Annotated in this window: 5 protein-coding genes; 3 read left to right on the top strand and 2 right to left on the bottom strand. The window is 36.1% G+C overall.

Annotated elements, in window-relative coordinates; genetic code table 11:
* Window positions 1-73 precede the first annotated feature (73 nt).
* Window positions 74-1,246, top strand: coding sequence for an N-acetylglucosamine-6-phosphate deacetylase (gene nagA, locus EW093_RS10510; protein WP_149568365.1), 1,173 nt, complete (start codon window positions 74-76; stop codon window positions 1,244-1,246).
* On the opposite strand, the gene EW093_RS10505 is transcribed toward nagA, so the two are convergent.
* Complete coding sequence (locus EW093_RS10505; protein ID WP_149568364.1) at window positions 1,232-2,056, bottom strand: glycosyltransferase family 2 protein; 825 nt, start codon at window positions 2,054-2,056, stop codon at window positions 1,232-1,234. The two genes, nagA and EW093_RS10505, sit on opposite strands and share 15 nt — an antisense overlap.
* On the bottom strand, window positions 2,057-22,720 hold the full coding sequence (locus tag EW093_RS10500; RefSeq protein ID WP_149568363.1) for a FlgD immunoglobulin-like domain containing protein: 20,664 nt from the start codon (window positions 22,718-22,720) through the stop codon (window positions 2,057-2,059).
* Window positions 22,721-22,857: 137 nt separating this feature from the next.
* Here EW093_RS10500 and aroA point away from each other — a divergent pair, with 137 nt between their 5' ends.
* Window positions 22,858-24,105: a 3-phosphoshikimate 1-carboxyvinyltransferase gene (gene aroA / locus EW093_RS10495; protein WP_149568362.1), complete on the top strand. Its 1,248-nt coding sequence runs from the start codon at window positions 22,858-22,860 to the stop codon at window positions 24,103-24,105.
* A gap of 8 nt (window positions 24,106-24,113) precedes the next feature.
* On the top strand, window positions 24,114-25,145 hold the full coding sequence (locus EW093_RS10490; RefSeq protein WP_149568361.1) for a threonine aldolase family protein: 1,032 nt from the start codon (window positions 24,114-24,116) through the stop codon (window positions 25,143-25,145).
* The last annotated feature ends 5 nt before the right edge of the window (window positions 25,146-25,150 follow it).

Here is a 25,150-nt window from a genome sequence, read left to right as displayed (position 1 = left end):
GTTTGTTTGGTAAACCATATTAACTTGACAATTTTACAACATCGAAATAAGATTACCATAAGAGAGGCTTCAAATGGGCTATACATGTTTAAAAAATGCCAGAATATTTACTGGATATACATATTTAGATAACGGTGCTGTTATTATAAAAGATGATCAGATCTTTGATGTAGTAGGAACTGAGAGATTAAATAAAATAGTATTAGAAGAGGGAACCAAGGTTATTGACCTTAATGGTGCAATGTTAACTGCTGGTTTTATTGATACACATATACACGGACTTCACGGTTTTGGGACAGAGGATGGAACGGTTGAGTCAATCCTTGGTATGAGTGAAGCTTTAATTGAGTATGGGGTGACTAGTTTTTGCCCTACAGTTTACCCCCAACCTGATGAAGATTTTTTAAGTAGCCTTCACGCTTGTAGAGATGCAATAGGCAAGGAGAAGGGTGCTAAAATAAGGGGAATACACCTAGAGGGACCATTTATTTCTAAAGAGAAGAGAGGGGCTCAAAAAGAAGAGTGTATTAAAGATGTTGATCTTGAATTAATGAAGACTTTTGTTGAAGAGACTGGTGGTAATATATCAATTATGACTGTTGCCCCAGAGTTAAAAAATATGAGGCAACTTGCACTATACTGTACGAAACATGGAATTGTTCTATCTGCAGGGCATACAAGTGCAACTTATGAGCAGATGGTGGAGGGGATGCAAACAGGTATTTTACACTCAACTCACTTCTTTAATGCCATGAGAAAACTTCACCATAGAGACCCAGGTTGTGTTGGGGCTATTATGATACACCCTGAGATTTCGTGTGAACTTATTGCAGATGGAATCCATGTACACCCATCCCTAGTTAAACTTCTCTTAAAAGAGAAACCTATGGATAAGGTTGTTTTAATTACTGATGCTTTAAAACCTACAAAGCAGAAGTGTGGTTGCCTACTTGCTAATAAAAGAGAAGTATACCTTACAGATGAGGATATTTTCAGACATAAAGATGATGATGTAATTGCAGGTTCATCATCTACAATGATTGGCGGAATAAAAAACCTTTCTAAGTGGGGGATCAATTTAGAACAATCCCTTAGAATGGCTTCATCTAACCCTGCAACTGTATTACGAATGGACAAAACTGGAGCTTTAATTCCAGGAATGTTAGCGGATATTACAGTTTTAGATGATGACTTTAATGTAAAAATGACGATAGTTGCTGGGGATATTCTCTTAGATAGACTCTAAGAATTTTATCTTTCTATTGTTATACATATCGGCTGCACTTTTATTTCTCCTTTTAGTGCAGCCATTTTTTATAATATCATACTTTAAAATTAGTGCTTCCATAGCTAAGGCTCTATTATCTGGAGTAAAACACTCCTCTTTTATTAATCTCTCTAAAACATCCACCTTAAATGGCTCTATATAACCATATTTAAATGAGAGTTGATCACCATGCCCAGCAATTTTACTTATTAACTCCATATCTAAGTAGTCAATTTCAACACAGTTACATATTTTTAGCCAAAGGTAGTAGTCTTCCCCAACTTCAATATCCTCAGGGAAACAACCGTATTCATAAAAGAGACTCTTCTCCATTAATATAGTAGATGGACCCATAATACAGCCTTGAAGGGACTCTTTAAAAATATTACCACTACGTTTGTGTTTCCTTTTTTTTTGGGAAACAACTTTATTGTTCATTAACCACTTCTCTTTTGTGTGGAGAATTCTGCAATTAGGGTTGTTTTTAAAGTATTCGACCTGCTTGGAAAGTTTATCCTTATCCCATATATCATCCGAGTCTAAAAATGCAATGTAATCGTACTTAGAGAGCTCTACTCCTATATTTCTAACCCTTCCTGGAAAACCAGAGTGTTCTATATATTTATATAAAACACCATCTATTGGAAAGATTTCAGCTGTATTATCAGTTGATCCATCATCAACTACTATTATCTCTTTTGCTTTATATGCCTGATTCAGAACTGATTCTAAAGCTTTTTTTAACATCTGTGCCCTATTGTAAGTGGGAATTATTACGGATATATCCATCTATTTTACTATCATCACCTTTCTAGATTCATTTATTCCAGGAGCTATAACTTTAATAAAGTAGATCCCCCTAGCTACAGGCTTACCAGATTTGTTAGTTCCATCCCATAGGTATCGGTAGGAGCCAACTCCTAATCTCCCCTTCTGCAGGGTTTCTACAACTGTTCCATCAATTGAGAATACAGATATTGTAGACATTCCAGGTTTCTCCTGTTCAACAAAAATCTCTGTATGTTGTCCATCTAATGGATTTATCACATTATTAACAATTGTAACTCCACCTCGTTGGGTTTTAAGCCCCTCTATAGATATTTCCCAGGGAATTAAGTCTGAAAGATAGGACCCTCCAGGTGGTAGGGATACACAGTAGAGCGAAAATGGGTTTGGATCTTCAACCGGATCATCAGAAGGAAGTTCCAATTTATAGATAAACTGTAATGTTGAACCAATATTTAGCTCATAATCACTATTATCAATTGAAAAGAGACTAAGGTTTTCATCAGTTCCGCTTGGAGTTAACTCTCTAAGATCTAAATCATTATAGAAGATATAGGTACCCTGAAGAACATCTGGTAACCATAACTTCTTATTGTAAACAGAATCTGTAGTATCGTAATCATAACCCGCTGATAGATCTGTATCCAGATCATAATATAAGGATAGTGGGAAGTCCTGGTTTAAGCTACCCTTTACCTCTGTAGCAATTACAACATCCTCAGGAAGAAGCCGTCCTGTTCCATCAAAACTCCTTATACTACCTTGATCTAGAACCAGTCTATCATCCCTATGTAGGGAGTCATTGGCATATATTGGAGAAACAAGACCTAAACCTAAATCTGTTAATCTTCTGTCATATATACCTGTATCTGTTCCGTAGAGGTCAAAAACTTCTAGTTCTTTGGATCTAAGACGAGCATTTACCATGTCATTTGCTGATAATGGCTGATCTAGAGTTAAAAAGAACTCTTTCTTCCCTGCAGTCTCAGTTGAGTCCCCTTTAAGAGCAATAACATTAGTAATACTATTCCCCTCAGTTGATACTAGGGAGAATGAGTCTTTATTAATTCCTGTTCTTACACTATTTGAAGGGTCGTTTGAATAGACATCCTTTGTATACTGTATATATAGCGTTTTATCATCAACAATACTTAAACTAAGTAATATTTTAGGTGGAATCCACTGGAATGGATCTAGCTTATTATTAGAGTTAGGCATTATATTTCCTGCTAAATCTGTTATTCTTCCAATTGAAGCGTTATACTCCATATGCATCTGGTTATTAAGTAGCCAGTTTTGACTCTCATCTATCTGTATAGAGAAGTAGTTATCATTAGCACTATTTATTTCAAAACCACTTCCCTCGTCGGACCTTAACATATAGGTATCAACTGAAGTTAACATTCCTGTAATTGGAGTTGATATATAATTTGAACTACCTAATATCCCCATTTTAAAAGCTGTGGCATTACCTAGGAATAGGTCATCCCTTATACCTCCAATTGGATCTGGTCTAATTCCAGTATTTGAGATGCCAACACCCTTTGCCCAACCTGTCCAAGAGACCCAGAATGGAAGCATTACATAGTCATCTAAAACATGGAATGCAATATTATCAACTATTCTGTTACCAACATCTATATTTTGATCTAGGAAATATATCTCATATACATCTGTTTTATCTCCATTTTCCAACATCTGTTTTGAGAAGTATGGAGGGTAAACATCCCAACCTGAACCACTTATACTCATTGTTTTAAAATAAGCATCATAACTTACACCAGAGGACTCTAGAATATTACCCTGGATATCGAATATATCCTGATTCCCAGGAACTGTTACACTCTTATAGAAGTTAGACAGTTGGTTAATTATTGATGAATCAGTCTGCTCTGATATTAAGTCTGCTAATTCACCATTAAAATTATTTCTAAACTGGTTATAGGCAGGGTTTGTAATTTTTGTATAGTTATCAATATTATTGGTAAGACTTCCAAGATATCCTGGCCAAGTTGCTCCATCTTTATAACCAACAACGTCTATTCGTAACTTATTTTGTTGGGAACTAAATAGGGTGTGAGTATTTTTATCCCCACTAAATGTACCATGTTCAAAGATACCTGGGTATAAAAATAAACCTTCAACATTAACATCTGAGCCTGATTGGGTAATATTACCTAACTGATTCCCTGATGTATTTAATATTGTATTTAAACTCCTAGTATTTGCCCCATAGGATGTTTCAACACTGCTATTAACTTTATAACTTACATTTTCTGAGTATGTTATTTCAAAATAGTTATGGCCATCAAATGGGTCTGTTGTCCCAGAGTTGTGCTTACTTGCCTCAATTTGCACTATTACTGGATCAGCCTCATCTTTAACATCTGTAATTTTTGACCCTAAAGGTCTATGTTCTATTCGGTTTTTATACTGATCCTGCAGAGTATATAAAAATGATGATGATGCTTTCTCTACTACAATATTTGGAACAGTAGTTCTATGCTCTGCAGGAATTCCATCCCTACCCCTATCTGTACTAGTTGCTAACCCTGCTGATGAACCAGTTGCATCAGTATTCCATCTATAAGTTGGATCATTTTCCACTCTTAGATAAAAAGTTCCAATATCCCCTTTCCCATCTGTTGAAATAGTGCACTCTTGGTCGAAATAGGATGCTAAATCAGCCCCTGTTATACTATTATCATCTATACCAATAAGCCCTGAGGCCAGTGCTGTTGAGATCTCATTTAGACTATTTTCAAATAGTAAACCACCTGTTAGACTAACCCTAATTACATCATCATACACAGTTGCTAAGCCAGTAACAGTGATGTCAAAAGTTGGTCTAGTATTAAACCAGTTTGTTGAGGTTGTTATACTACTATTTTCAACTGCTGTTACTGGATTATTTGAGATACTGTTTTGAACACTCATATTGTAAGCTTCTGCAAAAGAGTCTGAAGCTATATTATTATCTGGAATAATTAGATTCCAGTTAGAACCAGATAACATATCTGCTCCGTTATTATAAAAATTACCACCTATATCAAGTGTAGAACCTGAAAGATTTGTAAATTTAGAGGTATAACCAGTAGATACAGGGAGAACATAATTTGGGTCAAAACCACTAATAAATGAGTTTAGAATAACAGAGTTTATTGGTGTAACTCTATTTGTATTGTTATAGGCAAATAAGTCAGGAACAGAGGTATCAGGATCTTCTATATTATACCCATCACCTAGAATAATTAAATCTTGGGTTGTAGTAATGTTATTTCCTACAGAGTTAAATGATCCGTTATACATAACAATATTCTGGGCTAAAAGGTCTCCTGATAAATTAACCGTTTTATCAGCTAGGGATATATGGAGGTTATTAAATGTAAAACTTGTCCCTGTTAAATTAACAAGGTTTGCTGTATTACCATAGATAAAAGTGTTCAAAGAGTTTGTAATAAAAGTTGCCCCAGTTACAAAATTTAATGCGGATGGAACACTTATATAGAGTCCATTTGTATCATTTCCAGCATTTAGAGTTGTTGAACCACCTATCCTATAATTAGTTCCTTCTAATAAAATTAAACCATCTGTATTTGTTGTTGTTACTGATAAATTACTTGAAACTCCATCTAATCCTATCCCTACACCGGAAAGATCTACTCTTTGAGCATTATTAATAGTTAGGTTTGTAACTGCCGTAGTTCCACCAATTACACCATTAAAATCAACATAACCGATACCTGCGTTAAGTTGTAAGTTTCCATCTGAGTTTATTGTTGAGTTAAAAGTTATATCAAGGTCAACAGTTCCAGCATAGAGAGTCCCAATGGTGCTACCAACACCTGTAAGTTCAACGGGGGATTCAAATACTATATCCTTTAAGTCACTAATTGTTAAATTATTAGATGTTATATTAGCAGAAAGATAGATGATTCCAGCCCCACTATTAAAGGTAATAAATGAGTCTCCATTATTTATTATATCTTCGTTTAGACTTAAGTTTCCATCTGTTGTAATTTCTAGTGTCCCGTTTAATGAAGCACCACTAATATTAAATGATCCAAATTTTCCTGGGGTTAATCCTAATACTAAATCATCAGAATCTAGTAGATAAACACTGCCCCCACTATTTATTTCTATATTGTTGGTATCAATACTTAGTGGTGTAGTCGAAGTTCCAATATCCCCATTAGTTGTAATTAACTGTAGGGAGTCTGATAAAACTGATCCTCCAGGAAACCTGAACAATCCATCTACAGCTGTTAACCTTACATCCCCAGTAGGGGCAGAGATACTATTTACATTCAAGACTCCGAATCTATCATTAATCCAAACTTCAGAGTTTGTAGTTACATTAAGTTCATTACCTGAGTCTATATCGATCTGATTAGATTCAGAACCTATAACTCCTGCTGATACTAAGTTAATTTTATATCCAGCAATATCAAGATTTGTTGCAGATGTTACCCCTAGGGATAAGATATCACCATTATTTGAGGAGATATTTATAACATCATCTATTAAATCTGAAACTATTCCTTTATTAATTCCAGAGTCAATTGTTATATCTCCACTTGTAGCTGCTTCATTTAATAACTCAATGTTACCATTTGTTGAGTTTATATATGTAACTTCAAGATTTTTATCCCCAACTTCTGTAATATAAACACCACCTAAAGATGAGTTGGCTTCAACTAATTTAGTAATATCTACATCTATATCCCCACTACCTGTTAATCCAACTGATCCAGTTTGTGATAATATTGTTAAATCTGTTCCAGAGATTATTGCAGTTTCTGGTATAGTTCCATCTAAAATTGATCCATTACTATCAATTACAATATTTCCTGTAGTGGTTATTGTTCCATTTATGGTTAAGTCGTTGATGCTCTGATTATAGTTTATATCTCCACCTACGCTATCTAATTTAGTAATTACAACATCAGCTGTTGGGATATTGTTTATAGAGATTCCACCGGTACCTGTATTATTTATGTCCATTAATGGGGCTGCTATTTCCAAAGGTTCAGAGAAAGAGATGTTATTTGATGTTACAAAGTTAATATTTCCAGAGGTTATATCTACCCCAGCATCAGGTGTAGGTGACTCTAAGATACTTCCATCAACATCTATGTTAAGGGTATTAACTCCAACATTTAAAAAGTCTATATATAGGTCTCCTGTTAAATTAATATTTGTTACACCACTGTTTACACTGCTTCCATTTATTGTTAAATCTCCACCTGTTTGGTTAAGTTCAAAGTCCCCGGTGCCTGTTACATTAAACTGGATTTCTTTTATTAGAGTCTCTATAGGTAGAGTTGTTCCTGTAGTTAGATTAAGATTTGTTCCTCCATTAGGGGTTTGAAGATCTAAAAGAGAATCCCCATTATCAATTAAACTTCCTGTTGTTGTAATACTTACAGCTGTTGGGGATACGTTAGTAGATTTTATACCTCCAACTCTAATATCTTTAGCATCTAAAGTTATTTCGTCTGATGATGATATTAATGCAACATCACTTATATTTATATCTCCGGTTGTTGATGTATAGTTCATTACTGCTGAGGATGTTATACTCTTAACAATTCCAATATTGTCTACGGCTGTAAAATCTATAGAATTACCATTTCCAGCTACTGTTTCATTTAATAATATAAATCCTGAACTATCTATATTTAAAGCTGTATTTTGAGTAATGGGATTATCTATTGTTATATTTTTTGTTGTCCCTGTTGTAATAATGTTAACTGCAGACGAAGATGTATTTATACTACCTCCGGTAAATTTTAGATCCGAAGCGGATGTTAAAGTTAAGCCCTGGAAGTCTATATTTCCGGTAAATATATTTTCTAATAGTGAGCCAGCTACTGTTATATTCTCTGTTAATACTATATTTTCCGATGTTATATTTAATGGAGCAGCTGTTCCTGCTGTTCCTATTGGCGTTGTATCCCCTATTGTTCCAAGCATAGTTACTGTGTGTCCAACACCAGTTGATAAAACATCTAAACTCTTACCGTTAATACTACCATTAAATGTAATATTTCCAGACGTTTCTAGTACAAAGTCATCATCTACTGTAATGTCATTAATAATAAACATATCTAGTGAGAGTGTAGTAAAGTTAAATGGAGATACTAAAGCCCCAAGGTTTGTTCTATGAATATTTACATTTCCTGTTGTTCCTGTAACATCTCCACTTCCCTGATTATATCCATATAGATTAAAATTATAAGATCCAATTTCTAATCTATTATCTATCCATATATCATTATAAACTGTTATGTCTTTTTGTAGGGTTAAAATTGAGGCATTGTTTATTTCAAGGTTATAAAAATCACTATCTGTTGTAGGGGTTATTGTTTGTGTAGTCTGAAACCTAACAGTTGATGTTCCATGTATAAAATCTTGAAGACTCCAGCCACCATTAAGTGTAATAATCTGGTCTGTTCCATCAAATACTCCAGCCCCTGTAATGCTGTTTTCCACTGTAATATCCTGGGTTATGGTTTTTGTCCCCGACCCTGAAACTGTCAAAGTATTAAAAGTGACTGGCAGTGATGGATTTACCAAAGCTGCAGGTCCAACTAGGATAACACTACCTTCTGTTTTTGTTGCAGATGGAGAGTAATTAGTAATACTCCAGTTACCAGTAAGTGTAATTACATTATCTGTAGATGTTAAAGTTCCTAACCCTGTTAAATTGCCTCCAATTTCTAGGTTAAAGTCATTACATATTAAACTAGAACTAATGTCTAAATCATTGGTGACAATTGTACTTGCAGATAGTGATTTATTTCCGTTTAAAACTGTTAAATTATAATAATCATTTAATCCTGGGTACTCTTCTATATCTCCAACTCCAACACCTTGATATACAACTGTTCCACTTGTCGAGTCAGTTTTTGTCACAGTCTCCCCAGCGGTCCCAAGCCTATAAATAGTACCACCATTTACTAAGTCTGTTAAATCATCTAATCCATTTAAATCATCAGGGTCAATATATAACTGTTTCCCATCAATATAAAGCTCAGCATTTACATCTATACTTAATTCTTTAGTATATGCGGCCTCAGTTAATTTTGGTTTATTAGAAACATTTGGAATATTTACATTATTATTTAGGGTTGGGACACTTTCTGGGAACCAGTTAGAAGCATTTTCCCAATCTCTAAATCCACCACCGATATCAGGCCCGGCTCCAGTCCAAGTAATTACACTAGGTCTAAAAAACCAATAACTAACTCCTATAATATCATTATTACCTTTGTTGTAACTGGTCGCTCCTGCATCTAAACTATCCCCTGTATCATCAACATTGCTGTCCTGAACTGCTAAATAAGTCAAAGAATCAACACCTGGATTGTTTTTAATATTCCACACTGTTCCAACTAATGAACTTTCTAGTGAAACAAATGAAGCTGGTAAAGATGAATTATCACCATTTATGTTAAATATATTGGCACCTTGTAGAGATCCTGCTTCAAATTGTAAAGTTTTCCCAGGAGTATTACATTTAAATTCATAAAAAGTTGTATCACCGAAGATTCTAGAAATAACTCCATTATCAATAAACTCAGTAACTCCTGTGGCTGTTAATGTTCCTGCTGTATTTGTCCAGTTTCCACTTACACTTATGGTTTGACCGTTATCCGTTAGGGTTCCTGAAGTTAGGGTTACATTTGCTGCCCCTATATTAACGGTTGCCAGTAGTTCTAAGTTTCCAGCTACTAACTCTAAGTCATTAAAGGTTACTGCTTTATTTATTACAGAGTCAAAGCCATTATTAAACTGAACAGTTGATGTTCCCTGTGTAAAACCTGTTATATCCCAGTTCCTATTTACAACTACAGTTTCTGCTACAGGGCTTAGGGTTCCAAGACCAAGTAAATCCCTGGAAACTGTTATAGTCTCACCTACTGCCGGGGTTAGAGTTGAACCTGCTCCTACCTCTAAATCGTAAAAAGTTGTGGCGGAACCAGATGTTATATTAGCTGCTACACTGGTAAAGACGACCCTACTTGTTCCTGTTGTAAAATTAGCTATATCCCAGTCAGCTCCAGCTGTTATTGTTCCTGTTGTCCCACTTAGGGTTCCAGCACCTGTTATGTTTCCAGTTGTGGTTAAACTATTAGCGCCAACTGCTCCTGTTCCACCATTTATAGTTACTAAGCCCCAGTCTCCCTGAATATTAGTTGTTCCCGCTGCTAGAGTAAAATCCCCAGCTGTGGAAGTTACTACTCCAGCTCCAGAACCTGTATCAATGTCTAAATTATTAGCACCACTTGTTACATCTACCCCAAGATTTAAAGCGTTTATCTTTCCATAAACTATTGGTGTTCCTGCTGCGGTTTTGGCATCTATTTGTAAAGACCCACCGCTAGTTGTAGCATCCTTTGCTTCCCCTATAAAAGTGGTTGCGGCTGTTCCCTGTAAGGATGTTATTATTAAGTTATCTGTTGTTGCTGTTATAGACTCGGTTTTTATGGTTAAGACTCCAGCTGTTGTTAAAACACCGTGGGTTCCTGTAGCTCTTATGGTTCCTGAACCTAAATTGGTGGTTCCTGCTGTAGATGAGATTACACCTAAACCTGAAGCTGCTCCTGTTACCGTCAAATTATTTCCACCTGTTAATAACACAGAGTCTGAGTTTGTTAGATCAAAGGTTCCAGCTACAAATAGGCTAGCTGTTAAACTCTTATTTCCTTCTACGACTATTAAGTTAAAATAATCTGCTCCAGCTCCTGCATCATAGTCTTGGATATTTACAAGCCCTGCTCCAGTATAACTTACTGTTCCACTATCTATATCTGTTAGATTTACTGTCTCTCCACCTGTTCGGTAAAGGGTTCCATCATTATTAAAGGCTGTGTTTATTGTTAGGTTATTCCCTGCAACATCCAGGGTTGCATCTGTAGAGATGTTTAATGTATCAATCTCTACTGCTGATACTAAAACTGGTTGTAAATATGTTGCTGAAACATCGGCTATTGTCGTGGTACTCGCTCCTGTAGGGATACTCTCTGGAGTCCAGTTTGTTATATCGTACCATGTCCCATTATTAGAGGATCCATCCCAAGTGAGGCTTACTGGGAACAGCCAGATTCCTGCAGCTCCACTTACCTCATTATTTCCTTCGTTTAAACTATGTGTTCCAGCATTTAGGTTATCGGCCCCAGTATTTACACTGTACTGAACCTTCACATAGTCCATATTATCATCACCAGCACCGGTATTAGAAATATTCCAAGTTGCTAAACCTGTACTATAAAGGTGGATATATGCTGTACCATCTGTTGTTGTTGGGGTCATATCTAGTTGGTTTACACTTTGGGTTGTTCCTGCTGTAAACTGGATTATTTTGTTATCCACCGATGAACTTAATACATCAAAGGTTGTATTACCAGATATTACAGAGGTTGAACCGTCTGCTCCTGTAATGTCTACAACTCCAGTTGCTGTTAATGTTCCTGCTGTATTTGTCCAGTTTCCACTTACACTTATGGTTTGACCATTATCTGTTAGAGTTCCTGAAGTTAGGGTTACATTTGCTGCCCCTATATCCACGGTTGCAAGTAGTTCTAGGTTTCCAGCTACTAACTCTAAGTCATTAAAGGTTACTGCTTTATTTATTACAGAGTCAAAGCCATTATTAAACTGAACAGTTGATGTTCCCTGTGTAAAACCTGTTATATCCCAGTTCCTATTTACAACTACAGTTTCTGCTACAGGGCTTAGGGTTCCAAGACCAAGTAAATCCCTGGAAACTGTTATAGTCTCACCTCCTGCCGGGGTTAGAGTTGAACCTACTCCTACCTCTAAATCGTAAAAAGTTGTGGCGGAACCAGATGTTATATTGGCTGTAACATTGGTAAAGACTACCCTACTTGTTCCTGTTGTAAAATTAGCTATATCCCAGTCGGAACCAACTGTTATTGTTCCACTTGTTGCGGTGAGTGTTCCAGTACCTGTTATGTTTCCAGTTGTGGTTAAACTATTAGCGCCAACTGCTCCTGTTCCACCATTTATAGTTACTAAGCCCCAGTCTCCCTGAATATTAGTTGTGCCCCCTGCTAGAGTAAAATCCCCAGCTGTGGAAGTTACTACTCCTGATCCACTTCCTGTATCAATGTCTAAATTATTAGCTCCACTTGTTACATCTACCCCAAGGTTTAAAGCGTTTATCTTTCCATAAACTATTGGTGTTCCTGCTGCGGTTTTGGCATCTATTTGTAAAGACCCACCGCTAGTTGTAGCATCCTTTGCTTCCCCTATAAACGTGGTTGTTGCTGTTCCTTCTAAGGAAGTTATTATTAAGTTATCTGTTGTCGCTGTTATAGACTCGGTTTTTATGGTTAAGACTCCAGCTGTTGTTAAAACACCGTGGGTTCCTGTGGCTCTTATGGTTCCTGAACCTAAATCGGTGGTTCCAGCTGTGGATGAGATTACACCGAAGCCTGAAACTGCTCCAGTTACTGTTAAATTATTTACACCTGTTAATAACACAGAGTCTGAGTTTGTTAGATCCAGGGTTCCAGCTACAAATAGGTTAGCCGTTAAACTCTTATTTCCTTCTACGACTATTAAGTTAAAATAATCTGCTCCAGCTCCTGCATCATAGTCTTGGATATTTACAAGCCCTGCTCCAGTATAACTTACTGTTCCACTATCTATATCTGTTAGACTTACTGTCTCTCCACCTGTTCGGTAAAGGGTTCCATCATTATTAAAGGCTGTGTTTATTGTTAGGTTATTCCCTGCAACATCCAGGGTTGCATCTGTAGAGATGTTTAATGTATCAATCTCTACTGCTGAGACTAAAACTGGTTGTAAATATGTTGCTGAAACATCGGCTATTGTCGCTGTACTCGCTCCTGTAGGGATACTCTCTGGAGTCCAGTTTGTTATATCGTACCATGTCCCATTATTAGAGGATCCATCCCAAGTTAGGCTTACTGGGAACAGCCAGATTCCTGCAGCCCCACTTACCTCATTATTTCCTTCGTTTAAACTATGTGTTCCAGCATTTAGGTTATCGGCCCCAGTATTTACACTGTACTGAACCTTTACATAGTCCATATTATCATCACCAGCACCGGTATTAGAAATATTCCAAGTTGCTAAACCTGTACTATAAAGGTGGATATATGCTGTCCCATCTGTTGTTGTTGGGGTCATATCTAGTTGGTTTACACTTTGGGTTGTTCCTGCTGTAAACTGGATTATTTTATTATCTATCGATGAACTTAATACATCGAAGGTGGTGTTACCAGCTATTACAGATGTTGAACCATTTGCTCCTGTAAAGTCTACAACTCCTGTGGCTGTTAATGTTCCTGCCGTGTTTGTCCAGTTTCCACTTACACTTATGGTTTGACCATTATCTGTTAGAGTTCCTGAAGTTAGGGTTACATTTGCTGCCCCTATATCCACGGTTGCAAGTAGTTCTAGGTTTCCAGCTACTAACTCTAAGTCATTAAAGGTTACTGCTTTATTTATTACAGAGTCAAAGCCATTATTAAACTGAACAGTTGATGTTCCTTTTGTAAAACCTGTTATATCCCAGTTTCTATTTACAACTACAGTTTCTGCTACAGGGCTTAGGGTTCCAAGACCAAGTAAATCCCTGGAAACTGTTATAGTCTCACCTCCTGCCGGGGTTAGAGTTGAACCTACTCCTACCTCTAAATCGTAAAAAGTTGTGGCGGAACCAGATGTTATATTGGCTGTAACATTGGTAAAGACTACCCTACTTGTTCCTGTTGTAAAATTAGCTATATCCCAGTCGGAACCAACTGTTATTGTTCCACTTGTTGCGGTGAGTGTTCCAGTACCTGTTATGTTTCCAGTTGTGGTTAAACTATTAGCGCCAACTGCTCCTGTTCCACCATTTATAGTTACTAAGCCCCAGTCTCCCTGAATATTAGTTGTGCCCCCTGCTAGAGTAAAATCCCCAGCTGTGGAAGTTACTACTCCTGATCCACTTCCTGTATCAATGTCTAAATTATTAGCTCCACTTGTTACATCTACCCCAAGGTTTAAAGCGTTTATCTTTCCATAAACTATTGGTGTTCCTGCTGCGGTTTTGGCATCTATTTGTAAAGACCCACCGCTAGTTGTAGCATCCTTTGCTTCCCCTATAAACGTGGTTGTTGCTGTTCCTTCTAAGGAAGTTATTATTAAGTTATCTGTTGTCGCTGTTATAGACTCGGTTTTTATGGTTAAGACTCCAGCTGTTGTTAAAACACCGTGGGTTCCTGTGGCTCTTATGGTTCCTGAACCTAAATCGGTGGTTCCAGCTGTGGATGAGATTACACCGAAGCCTGAAACTGCTCCAGTTACTGTTAAATTATTTACACCTGTTAATAACACAGAGTCTGAGTTTGTTAGATCCAGGGTTCCAGCTACAAATAGGTTAGCCGTTAAACTCTTATTTCCTTCTACGACTATTAAGTTAAAATAATCTGCTCCAGCTCCTGCATCATAGTCTTGGATATTTACAAGCCCTGCTCCAGTATAACTTACTGTTCCACTATCTATATCTGTTAGACTTACTGTCTCTCCACCTGTTCGGTAAAGGGTTCCATCATTATTAAAGGCTGTGTTTATTGTTAGGTTATTCCCTGCAACATCCAGGGTTGCATCTGTAGAGATGTTTAATGTATCAATCTCTACTGCTGAGACTAAAACTGGTTGTAAATATGTTGCTGAAACATCGGCTATTGTCGCTGTACTCGCTCCTGTAGGGATACTCTCTGGAGTCCAGTTTGTTATATCGTACCATGTCCCATTATTAGAGGATCCATCCCAAGTTAGGCTTACTGGGAACAGCCAGATTCCTGCAGCCCCACTTACCTCATTATTTCCTTCGTTTAAACTATGTGTTCCAGCATTTAGGTTATCGGCCCCAGTATTTACACTGTACTGAACCTTTACATAGTCCATATTATCATCACCAGCACCGGTATTAGAAATATTCCAAGTTGCTAAACCTGTACTATAAAGGTGGATATATGCTGTCCCATCTGTTGTTGTTGGGGTCATATCTAGTTGGTTTACACTTTGGGTTGTTCCTGCTGTAAACTGGATTATTTTATTATCTATCGATGAACTTAATACATCGAAGGTGGTGTTACCAGCTATTACAGATGTTGAACCATTTGCTCCTGTAAAGTCTACAACTCCTGTGGCTGTTAATGTTCCTGCCGTGTTTGTCCAGTTTCCACTTACACTTATGGTTTGACCGTTATCTATTAAAGTTCCAGAAATAAGCATATCACCAGATATACTTATATTATTACCAAGAGTTATAACACTTCCTGCTAATAGAGATAAATCATTATATAAATAACCAGCAGCAAATGCTGAAGTTGTTCCTGTATACTCAACTAATCCAGGGATATAATCACTCCCTGGGTTAGCAACTAAACCAAAAACTGTTCCCTGAGATCCTGCCAGCCTTAAAGTTCCTACTGAATAACTATAGTTTCCTGCTGTATTAATTGTTAAATTCTTATCATCAAGGTCTAAAACACCACCATTTAAAGTTAGAGTCCCTCCTAATGCAATATTTAAATTAGCAGCAATTGTCCATACGTCATCATTACCACCAACATCCTCAAAGGTTAAATTATAGTATGAGTCACCTAGAGAGAGATTGGGATAATTTCCAGTTCCAGGAACTCCATAATATATTATAGTTCCTTGAGTGTCTGGAATTGAAGTTCCTATGATATCTTCAATTCCTTGTAGCTTTATAGTACCTCCAGCTTGTAGATCTAATGAGGATAAAGTTAAATCCTGACCATTTAAATCAAGGATACCTCCTGTTTCTATTACCAATGAATATATTGAGACTCCCCCAATAGGAAGTTTTGGATTAGTTGCAACTGAAGGGATAATAACCACATCTAAAACACCACTAGGGACTGAATTTATATCCCAGTTTGCAGCATTATTCCAATCGCCATCACCTTCACTTCCATCCCAAGTGTAAATTGATGTAAAAATCCACTTAGGATATCCACTAACCGTATTATTACCTAAATCAGCACTATCTAAAGTTGCTGTTATATCATCACCACCTACAATATTTGAGTCTTGAACATTAACATTAGACACTGTTGAAGTTGCAGCAGACAAATTCCATTGACTACCAGATAAAGTACTAACTAAATCAATTCGATTAGGATCATTTCCTCCTGAAATATTAAAAGCATTTGTTATTGTTTGAGTTGTTCCTGATTTGAATTTAATTTCTTTATTTGATGTTGAACAGCTAAAATTATAAAAACTATTTGAACCATAAATAATTGAAGAACTAACACCATCTAATAGAATAGTACTTGTTTCCGCTGTGAATGTTCCACCAGAGGAGTTAAAAGAACCTGAAAGAGCCAAAGTTCCACTACCACCTAGCAATATTCCTCCAGTTAGATTTATATCACCAGAAACACTATTATCGGTTCCATTTAAGTTTAAGGTTCCCTGGCTTATAGATAGATCATTTGAAACGATTATTCCAGTATCAATGGTTATAGTATTTGCTGTTAAGTTTTTGTTTATTATTAAATCATAAAAATTAATTGCACCTGTAATAGAACCTGCGTCACCGCCACTAAATATTACACTATAAGTTGAAGTATCTAATGTTCCACCGGATAAATTAAGACTTCCAGAAATACTAAGATCAGAAATTAAACTATTAGCACCACTACTAATTGTTAAATTGTAATAATCAGTTCCTGAATAATTTTGAATAGAAGTTGTTGTTGTTGTTACATATTCAACAGTACCAGAATCATTATCAGTTTTTGATATAGACTGGGAAGCTAAACCAGATCTTTTGAGAATTCCAGTACCTTGGATATCAATTAATCCATTTATAGTTACATTATTATCTGATGTATCAAAAATACCACCTGTTTCAATTGTTAAATTATTAACTTCTATATCTGTAGTTAGGATTGGATCATTTGTAGTTGTTCCAGAATCCGGAATTATTACAGAATCTATAACTGTTGGAATTTGTGCAGGAGTCCAATTCGATGCGAGATTCCAAACAGAGCTAGAAGATCCATTCCAAGTTATAATTGTTGGAGATATACTTTTCCAAATTTTAGTTGTTAGTGTATCTGTATTAGCATCAAAAAGACTATCCGATGCTCCAATATTCTCTCCAGACTCATCAATTTGACCAAATTCTACACTGACAAAAGATACTTGAGCATCTACTCCTTTAAGGTTTTTAAATGTCCAATCAGCTCCACTTGTAAGGGTTATTCTAGTACCGATGGCCCCACCATCAAGTATAAGATCATAGAATGTCTGAGTTACACCCTGTGGAAAATTTATAGTTTTAGATGGAGAGATACACTTTAGAGTGTTAAAAGTGTTTTCACCAGAAATAGTTGATGCTCCAACACCGGCTAAAAATTCTACAGTCCCTGTTTCTCGATTAAAAGTGCCACTATTTACCCAGTCACCGTTAACTTTAATAGTTGATGAACCACCGTTTAAGATACCTGAGATTGTAATGTTATTTACTTCAATATCACTTAATATATTTAATACGGCCCCTGTATCAATTACTAAATTATCAAATGATGTTATACCAGTAAAATTTGATGAGTCTTCAAATGTTACAGTATTAGCACCTGGAGTTAATGTGGAACCTGATAGTTGAGTCCAATTTCCTGATAGATTAATATTATTACTACTACAATCTAGGATACCTTCAGATAATACAAGAGAACCATTTATATTTAAGTCATTTACTAATGTTTTTGTTCCGACTCCACTAAACTTTATATTATAGTAATCAGTAGTTCCAAAATCTTTAACAGAAACTGTTCCTGTATATTCAAAAGTACCAGAATTAGTATCAACAATATTAATTGGATTAACATCACTACCACTTATAATAATTGTTCCATCATTATTTAAACTAACTAAGGTACAAGTTGAAGTTCCAGCTATTTCTAAACTAGCTCCAGAAGATACATTAATATTTTTTAACGTTATATTTTCATCAGTAATAACAGGATAATTAGATAATCCCGTTGGTATTGAAACCCAATCAGTAGAACTTGGAAGAGTTGTAACTAAATCACCAGAGGAGAGTTCCCAGTTTGTTAAGTTTGTCCAATCGGTATCAATGTATCCTGACCAAACATAAACTTCCCTTGGAAAAATCCACTTAGGCGAAGTAATAACCTCATTTCCTCCAGCATCAACAGAGTGATAACCCGCATTAATATCATCTCCCGTTAAAGTAGAATTAGATACTGAAATAGAATCAATACTGTTATTTGTATTGTTTGTATTATTTATTATATACTTGTCTAAGGACGTACTATTTAAAGTTATTAAATTAGACTCTATACCTAATAAAGTTATTTTTCCTATTGTCTGCGTTTTATTTGATTCAAAAAGTAATGATTTCCCTGGGGAATTACATGTAAAACTACTAAAAGTGTTATCTCCATAAATTGTAGAAGATCCTATTCCATCAACAAATTCAACATCATATATTCCACTACTAAATCCTGTTGTAAAGATCCAATTTCCACCAACTTGAATATCCTGATTAAGAGTTAAAGATCCTATATTTTCAATATCTCCAAAAGTAATAGAATTACCTGTAATAGTATTTGTACCATTAAAAGTAACTTTATTATTTGATGTTACTAAGTCCCCTAAATTATCTAAATCCCCAGAAATTTCTAGATTTCCTGCAAGAGTTAATCTATTACCTGCAGTTATATTCAAATTGTTAAAAGAAAAATCGCCTGTGGAATAAACATTTCCATCGATATTAACAACCCCGGTAGTAGATATACCTGAACCACTATTTGAGATATCACCTTTTAATGTTAGTGTATTTGCTCCAATATCTAGAGAACCAGAAGAGATATCCATGGTTCCATATACTGTACTTGCAGAATTTAAAGTAACAGCTCCAGAGGATGAAATTACTAAATTATAAAAATCTTGTCCCCATCCTGATGTATCAGTGGCTGAACCATAAAACTCTACAGTACCAGAACCTATATCTGAAATTGGAGTTAACGCATAATCCGTTATAGAAGCAGAGCCATTAATTCTAATAGTACCCTGATTTCTAAAATTAGCATAAACCTGTAAATTATTACCTGCTAAATCAATCTCAGCACCGGCACTAACAATTAAAAAGGCAACTTTTGTTTGACCTGTTAATACAGGATAATAAGGCTTCCCAGTAGGAATTAAAGCTCTGTCATTAACGTTAAAAACATCTGAACCTCCAGGAGGGACAACTCCCTCACTCCAGTTAGAAGGTTCATTCCAATTAGTTTCATTCCCTATAGCACCACCAAGCCAAGTATTTTGAGTAGTAAATCCATTCCAGTTAGTATTATTACCACCATCATAACTTGCTCCAACTAAAGTACACGCATCTATTGTTGCTGCACTTCCAGTAGCATCACTATCAATAACCAGCAGTCTTTGGGTAGTATGAGATTCAGTATTAATTAAATTCCATTTTGTTCCAGGGATAGTACTAGAAAGAGTTATTGCATTATCATTATCTGATGCACTTAAGTCTAATACTGCAATGGTTTGTGTTTTTCCAGCTTCAAAAATAAGCTTTTTACTATCAGTTGCACATAAAAAACCCTTAAAACTATTATCACCATAAATTGCTGAAGCTTTTGCAGAACCTTCAAAAGTAACATCGTTATTATTATTAATAAAAACACCATTATTTATCCAGTCACCTGAAATAGAAATAGCTGATCCTAGGGTGAGATTTCCTGAACTCCCAATTTCTATATCATCAAAGACTGCTGATAATGAACCGGTTAATTCTCCAGTTCCATTAAAAAAAGTTTTATATCCATTAGAATCTACATTTGTAAATATTGCATTTCCTAAAAATTCAATATCTCCTGCATATGTAATCGTACCTCCAGCTTGTAGACTTATACTTGAAAAAGATCCAGTAATTGTAGCGTTTATACTCTGATTAATTTCAAAACTACCTCCGCTAGAGTTAATATGAGGAGAACCTGTTAAACCTGCAGGAACATTAATACTTCCACTACCAATATCAATAGTACAATTATTAGAAGTTGTTAATGAACCAAATCCAACGACACTACTACCTAAAACGTATAAGGTTGAATTATTAGTTAAATTTATCTCGGCAAAATTTCCATTGGTATTATCTACATACAGATTCCCACCATCTAGGTTTATTATTGAGTCAAACCAATCGTCTAGCTGATTAGTCACATAGAACTCTTTTCCACTTCCTATATTTAAAACAGAATTTGTAGTTAGCGTTGTATTAGTTGTAGTAATGTTTAAAGTAGGTGTAAAAGTAATATTATCTAACTCTAAATTTGTTAGTGTTGAATCTGAAATAATATCTAAAGTTCCACTGTTAATATCCAATGTCCCTAAAGATGCTATTTCATTTATGGATACATCTGTGTTGGAACTACTTATTGTTCCACTACCTGAGATAGTTCCATTTATTGTTAGACTGGTACCAGAAGCATTACAAGTAGCCCCACTTATATCAAAATCTTCAAACTCTTCAATCCCTGTAAAATTTACACTTCCACCAGATATGGAAAATCCGCCTAAAGAGGTAATATTCGAAAAACTTAAACCTCCCCCTGTAGAATCTATATAACCTTCACCAGACACTTCTCCTGTAACAGTTAAATTAAATCCTGCAGTATAAACAGTTGCACCACTTTCAATAGTTAAAGATTTAACATCAGTATGACTTGCTCCAAATAGCGGATCATTAACAGCATCAGGAATAATTACATCATGGGCATTTGTTGGGACTAATCCTAAACTCCAGTTCCCTGCTGTCTCCCAATCAGAACTAACTGTTCCATACCATCTATTTGTACTTAAATCTTTAACTTCTATAAAATGTGAATCAATAACTGTATAACTTACTCCACCGTTAACAGAAATTTTTATATTTCCTAGTCCCTCTGAATTACTAGAGTCTACTAATAAGCCAGTAATTGTTAAAACTCTGCCTGCATCAAAATCTGCAGTGACATCTATAGTTAAAAGATTATTTGCTAATCCTCCATTGCTGTAAACTGTACTTACAGATTCTAAATTTACATCTCCAACTGTTCCACCTGATAAAACTTTATTTCCAGCGTTTGTTAAGGCAATTTCATTATAAACAAGGCTTGCTGGTAGAAGTATTCTTATATCATTGGCAGCAGTTATATTTCCACCACCCACATCAGTTATTATTAAATTACCAAGAGCGTCTCCAGCAGAATTAATATCTAACTGTAAATCCGAGGGAATTGAAACAGTAGGTGGAGCTGTATCATTAAAAGATATAATTTGAGAATCATTAGTTCCTGATAGTGTAGTAGTTCCATTTGTACCGTCAGTTAAGATGGTTAATGTTACATCCTCTTCTAAACCATCTCTAAGATAAAATGAGAACATACCACTATTGTCAGTGGTTGCTAAGTAAGCTTGATTTTCATTCTGCCAACCAGTCCCTGGATCAAAAGAGATTTCAGCACTTCCTGTAACAGATATATAGAGATCAAGAACATAAGGTATGGCGGCACCAGCACTATCAACAACTTGTAAAGTAACATACTCTCCATCTCCATTGGCTGAACCTGTATCTGCTTGGGCATCATCTACATTTATAGTGATATGATCAGGGTCATTTGCAACAAAATAAGATGAATAAGTTCTAAAAACAGTTGAAGCATTAGTTTGACCGAACCAGATCTCAGCAGGATTTATGTCCCCTCCAGTACCGGTATTATCCTCTATAACTTCAAGTCTCCACGTTCCATTAGTATCAGTTATTGGAGTAGAGTCTACAGAAATGGAATTAGCTCCCCCATAAACGTAATTAGCACCATCACCACTAGTTGTTACAGCACTCTCTCTAATTTTGTTAGAGATATCATATAGTCTGGGTCCAGTAGTAGACTCTCCATTATCAAAATCCCAAGTATAAACTTCTATATTTCCTGCAGAATCTTTAGGAACATACGGATAGAGATTCCACGTATTAACATTCTGAAAAATAACTGACCAGTTATATGAAAATGCTAAAATATTTGAATCTCCTGTAGGAACATTTGATCCTCCATTTATACTGGAGTATGAAACATCTGCCTGGAACCCATTTTTACTGGCGTCAGCTGTAGCCACTACTCTAAAGTAATATTTATTACCAATGTGCTCTCCCTGGGATGGATACACTCCATCAAAAGATTTCCATTCACCATTATACGTGGAACTATCTGTGAATTGTGAAAGCAGAGTCCCTGTTTGTGCTTCAACTAGAGAAGTGTAGTCTATATTTCTAGCATTTGAAGCACTTAAAGCCCCTGAGCCCCCATATAGATAAAAGGTACTCGCCCCAGTACCATTATCAGGTGCTCCACCTGATATGTCCGGGTCATAGATAGAAAAATAAAGTTTTTGAGTATATGTATCTGGAACCTCAAAAAAGAATACTGTAATAGTATCATGATTCCCTAAATTTGCGGCACCTGTAACACTTATATAATTAGAACTATTTCCTGGTATTCTACTTTGAGAAAATACTACAACTGCGAGAACCATAAATAGAGTTAAAAATAAGAACTTTAATTTTTTCATAATTTCCTACATCTATTATCGTTGCTTTTTCTAATATCTTCAACTTTACTTAGACAAATAAAGGATTATAAATATATACCCCGATTGAAATCAGAGTAAAAAACCGATATTATTATGGCCAACCAAGGAGTTAAAACATGAAAATTGAAGTTTCTAAGGGAAAACTAGAGGGAAACATTAGAATTCCCGCATCAAAATCCCACACAATAAGAGCACTTTTAATCGCTACACTGGCAGAAGGAGAGAGTGTGATATCATATCCTCTTAACTCCGCAGATACTAGAGCATGTAAAGACGCATGTATTGCTATGGGAGCTAAAATAAAAGAGACAGATTCCCAATGGATTGTTCAAGGAACTGGAGGAAAACTTACACAGCCAAAAGAGGCCATAGATGTAGGGAATTCAGGAACTACACTATATCTTGCTGCAGCTGTTGCAGCCCTATCTCATCTTCCAATAACTTTTACAGGGGACTACCAAATCCAAAGACGATCAGCAGCTAATCTGCTTAATAGCCTGGAGGATTTAGGGGTTAAGGTAGAATCCAATAACGGTTGCGCTCCTTTTACTATAACAGGGCCTATAAAGGGTGGAACTACAACAATAGAGTGTCCTACAAGCCAATATCTCTCAGCACTATTATTAGCAGCACCACTTTCTGAAGGAAAAACAGAGATAAATGTACCTTTACTCCACGAAAAACCATACGCAGAAATGACAGTAAGATGGATGGAGGAACAGGGAATTAAAATTGATGACACAGACTATTCACACTTTGTAATAGATGGTGGTAAAAAATATAAAAACTTTAATAGGTCAATACCAGCGGACTTCTCATCCTCAGCGTTTTTCTTTACAGCTGCAGCAGTAACAGGTTCAACACTTACCCTACAGGGTCTTGATATGTCCGATTCTCAAGGAGATAAGGCAATAGTGGAATATTTAAGAAAAATGGGATGTGAAATAAACATAGATGGTGATAATATGACAATAGTAGGAAAGGGGATGACTGGTTGCGATTTAGATATAAATGCAACACCAGATGCACTACCCGCCCTATCAGCATGTGCTTGTTACGCCCAGGGAACTACCAGACTATTAAATGTGCCCCAAGCAAGAATGAAAGAGACAGATAGAATAGCTGTTATGACTGCAGAACTAAGAAAAATGGGTGCAAACATTGTTGAGTTAGAAGATGGTATGGAGATTACTGGAGGACCATTAAAAGGTGCTGAAGTCTGTGGTCATGACGACCATAGAGTTGTAATGGCCCTTGCAGTTGCAGCCCTTGGAGCCGAAGGTATTAACAAGATAGATACAGCAGAAGCTGTTGATATAACATTTCCAGGTTTCTTTGAACATTTAGACAGATTAAAAAAATAGGAGAGAACATGAACATCTACGATCTAAGAAGTGATACAATTACAAAGCCGTCAGAGGCAATGAGAAAAGCTATGTATAAAGCCCAGGTCGGGGATGATGTTTATGGAGAAGATCCAACAGTAAACAAGCTACAAGAGCTCTCTAATAAGATTACAGGGAAAAAATCCTCCCTTTTTGTTTCTAGTGGCTCTATGGCAAACCTAATAACTCTATTTATAAATGGTGGCCGAGGTAAAGATGTTTTGATGCATAACGAAGCCCACTCTCTTCATCATGAACTTGGTGCACCCGCTGCTATTGCAGGGGTCAATCCTATAGGTGTTCCCGGGGAGAGGGGTATTTTAAGGTCAGAGATACTACAAGAGTATGTAAACCCTAAAAGTGGTGCATACCACGATGCTAAAACCTCTATGATTATTATAGAGAACACCCATAATTTTGCAGGAGGGACCTGCTATTACAAAGAAAACTTAAAGGACGTACAAAGTTTCGCCCATAAGTATGGTCTTTCCCTACACATTGATGGTGCTAGAATTTTTAATGCGTCTATAGCCACTGGTTTAAGTGTAAAAGAGATCTCTTCTTATGCAGACACAATAACATTCTGTCTTGCAAAGGGTTTAGGAGCTCCAGTTGGAGCTATCCTCTCTGGAAGCAAGGAGTTTATTGATGAGGCTAAGATTGTTAGGAAAATGCTTGGTGGAGGACTAAGACAATCAGGAATAATAGCAGCAGGGGGATTATACGCCCTTGAGCATAACATCCCTAGATTAATTGAAGACCATATAAATGCTAAAACCTTGGCTAAGTGTCTAAACGGTAAGGCGTGGGCAAAGGTTGATCCAAATACAATAGAAACCAACATTCTTTTTTTTGATACAGTGGGCATCCCTGCATCTAAATTAGAGAGAAAACTAGCAAGAAGAGGGATCTTATGTTTTGCAACAGGGGAAAACACCATTAGATTTGTAACTAGCCTATCGGTAACCAAGCAGGATATTAACTCTATTTGTGGTATTATTAACTCACTAGAGATATAAACAGA

This window comes from Thiospirochaeta perfilievii, from assembly GCF_008329945.1.
GTDB classification, from domain to species: Bacteria; Spirochaetota; Spirochaetia; order DSM-2461; family DSM-2461; genus Thiospirochaeta; species Thiospirochaeta perfilievii.
The sequence above is the reverse complement of the archived record's forward strand: the minus strand, read 5'-3'. Positions and strand labels throughout refer to the sequence as shown.

What these genes read in the sequence shown, in the direction of transcription:
- aroA (WP_149568362.1), top strand. Translation starts at nt 22,858, where the DNA reads ATGAAAATTGAAGTTTCTAAGGGAAAACTAGAGGGAAACATTAGAATT.
- nagA (WP_149568365.1), top strand. Translation starts at nt 74, where the DNA reads ATGGGCTATACATGTTTAAAAAATGCCAGAATATTTACTGGATATACA.
- EW093_RS10505 (WP_149568364.1), bottom strand. Translation starts at nt 2,056, where the DNA reads ATGGATATATCCGTAATAATTCCCACTTACAATAGGGCACAGATGTTA.
- EW093_RS10500 (WP_149568363.1), bottom strand. Translation starts at nt 22,720, where the DNA reads ATGAAAAAATTAAAGTTCTTATTTTTAACTCTATTTATGGTTCTCGCA.
- EW093_RS10490 (WP_149568361.1), top strand. Translation starts at nt 24,114, where the DNA reads ATGAACATCTACGATCTAAGAAGTGATACAATTACAAAGCCGTCAGAG.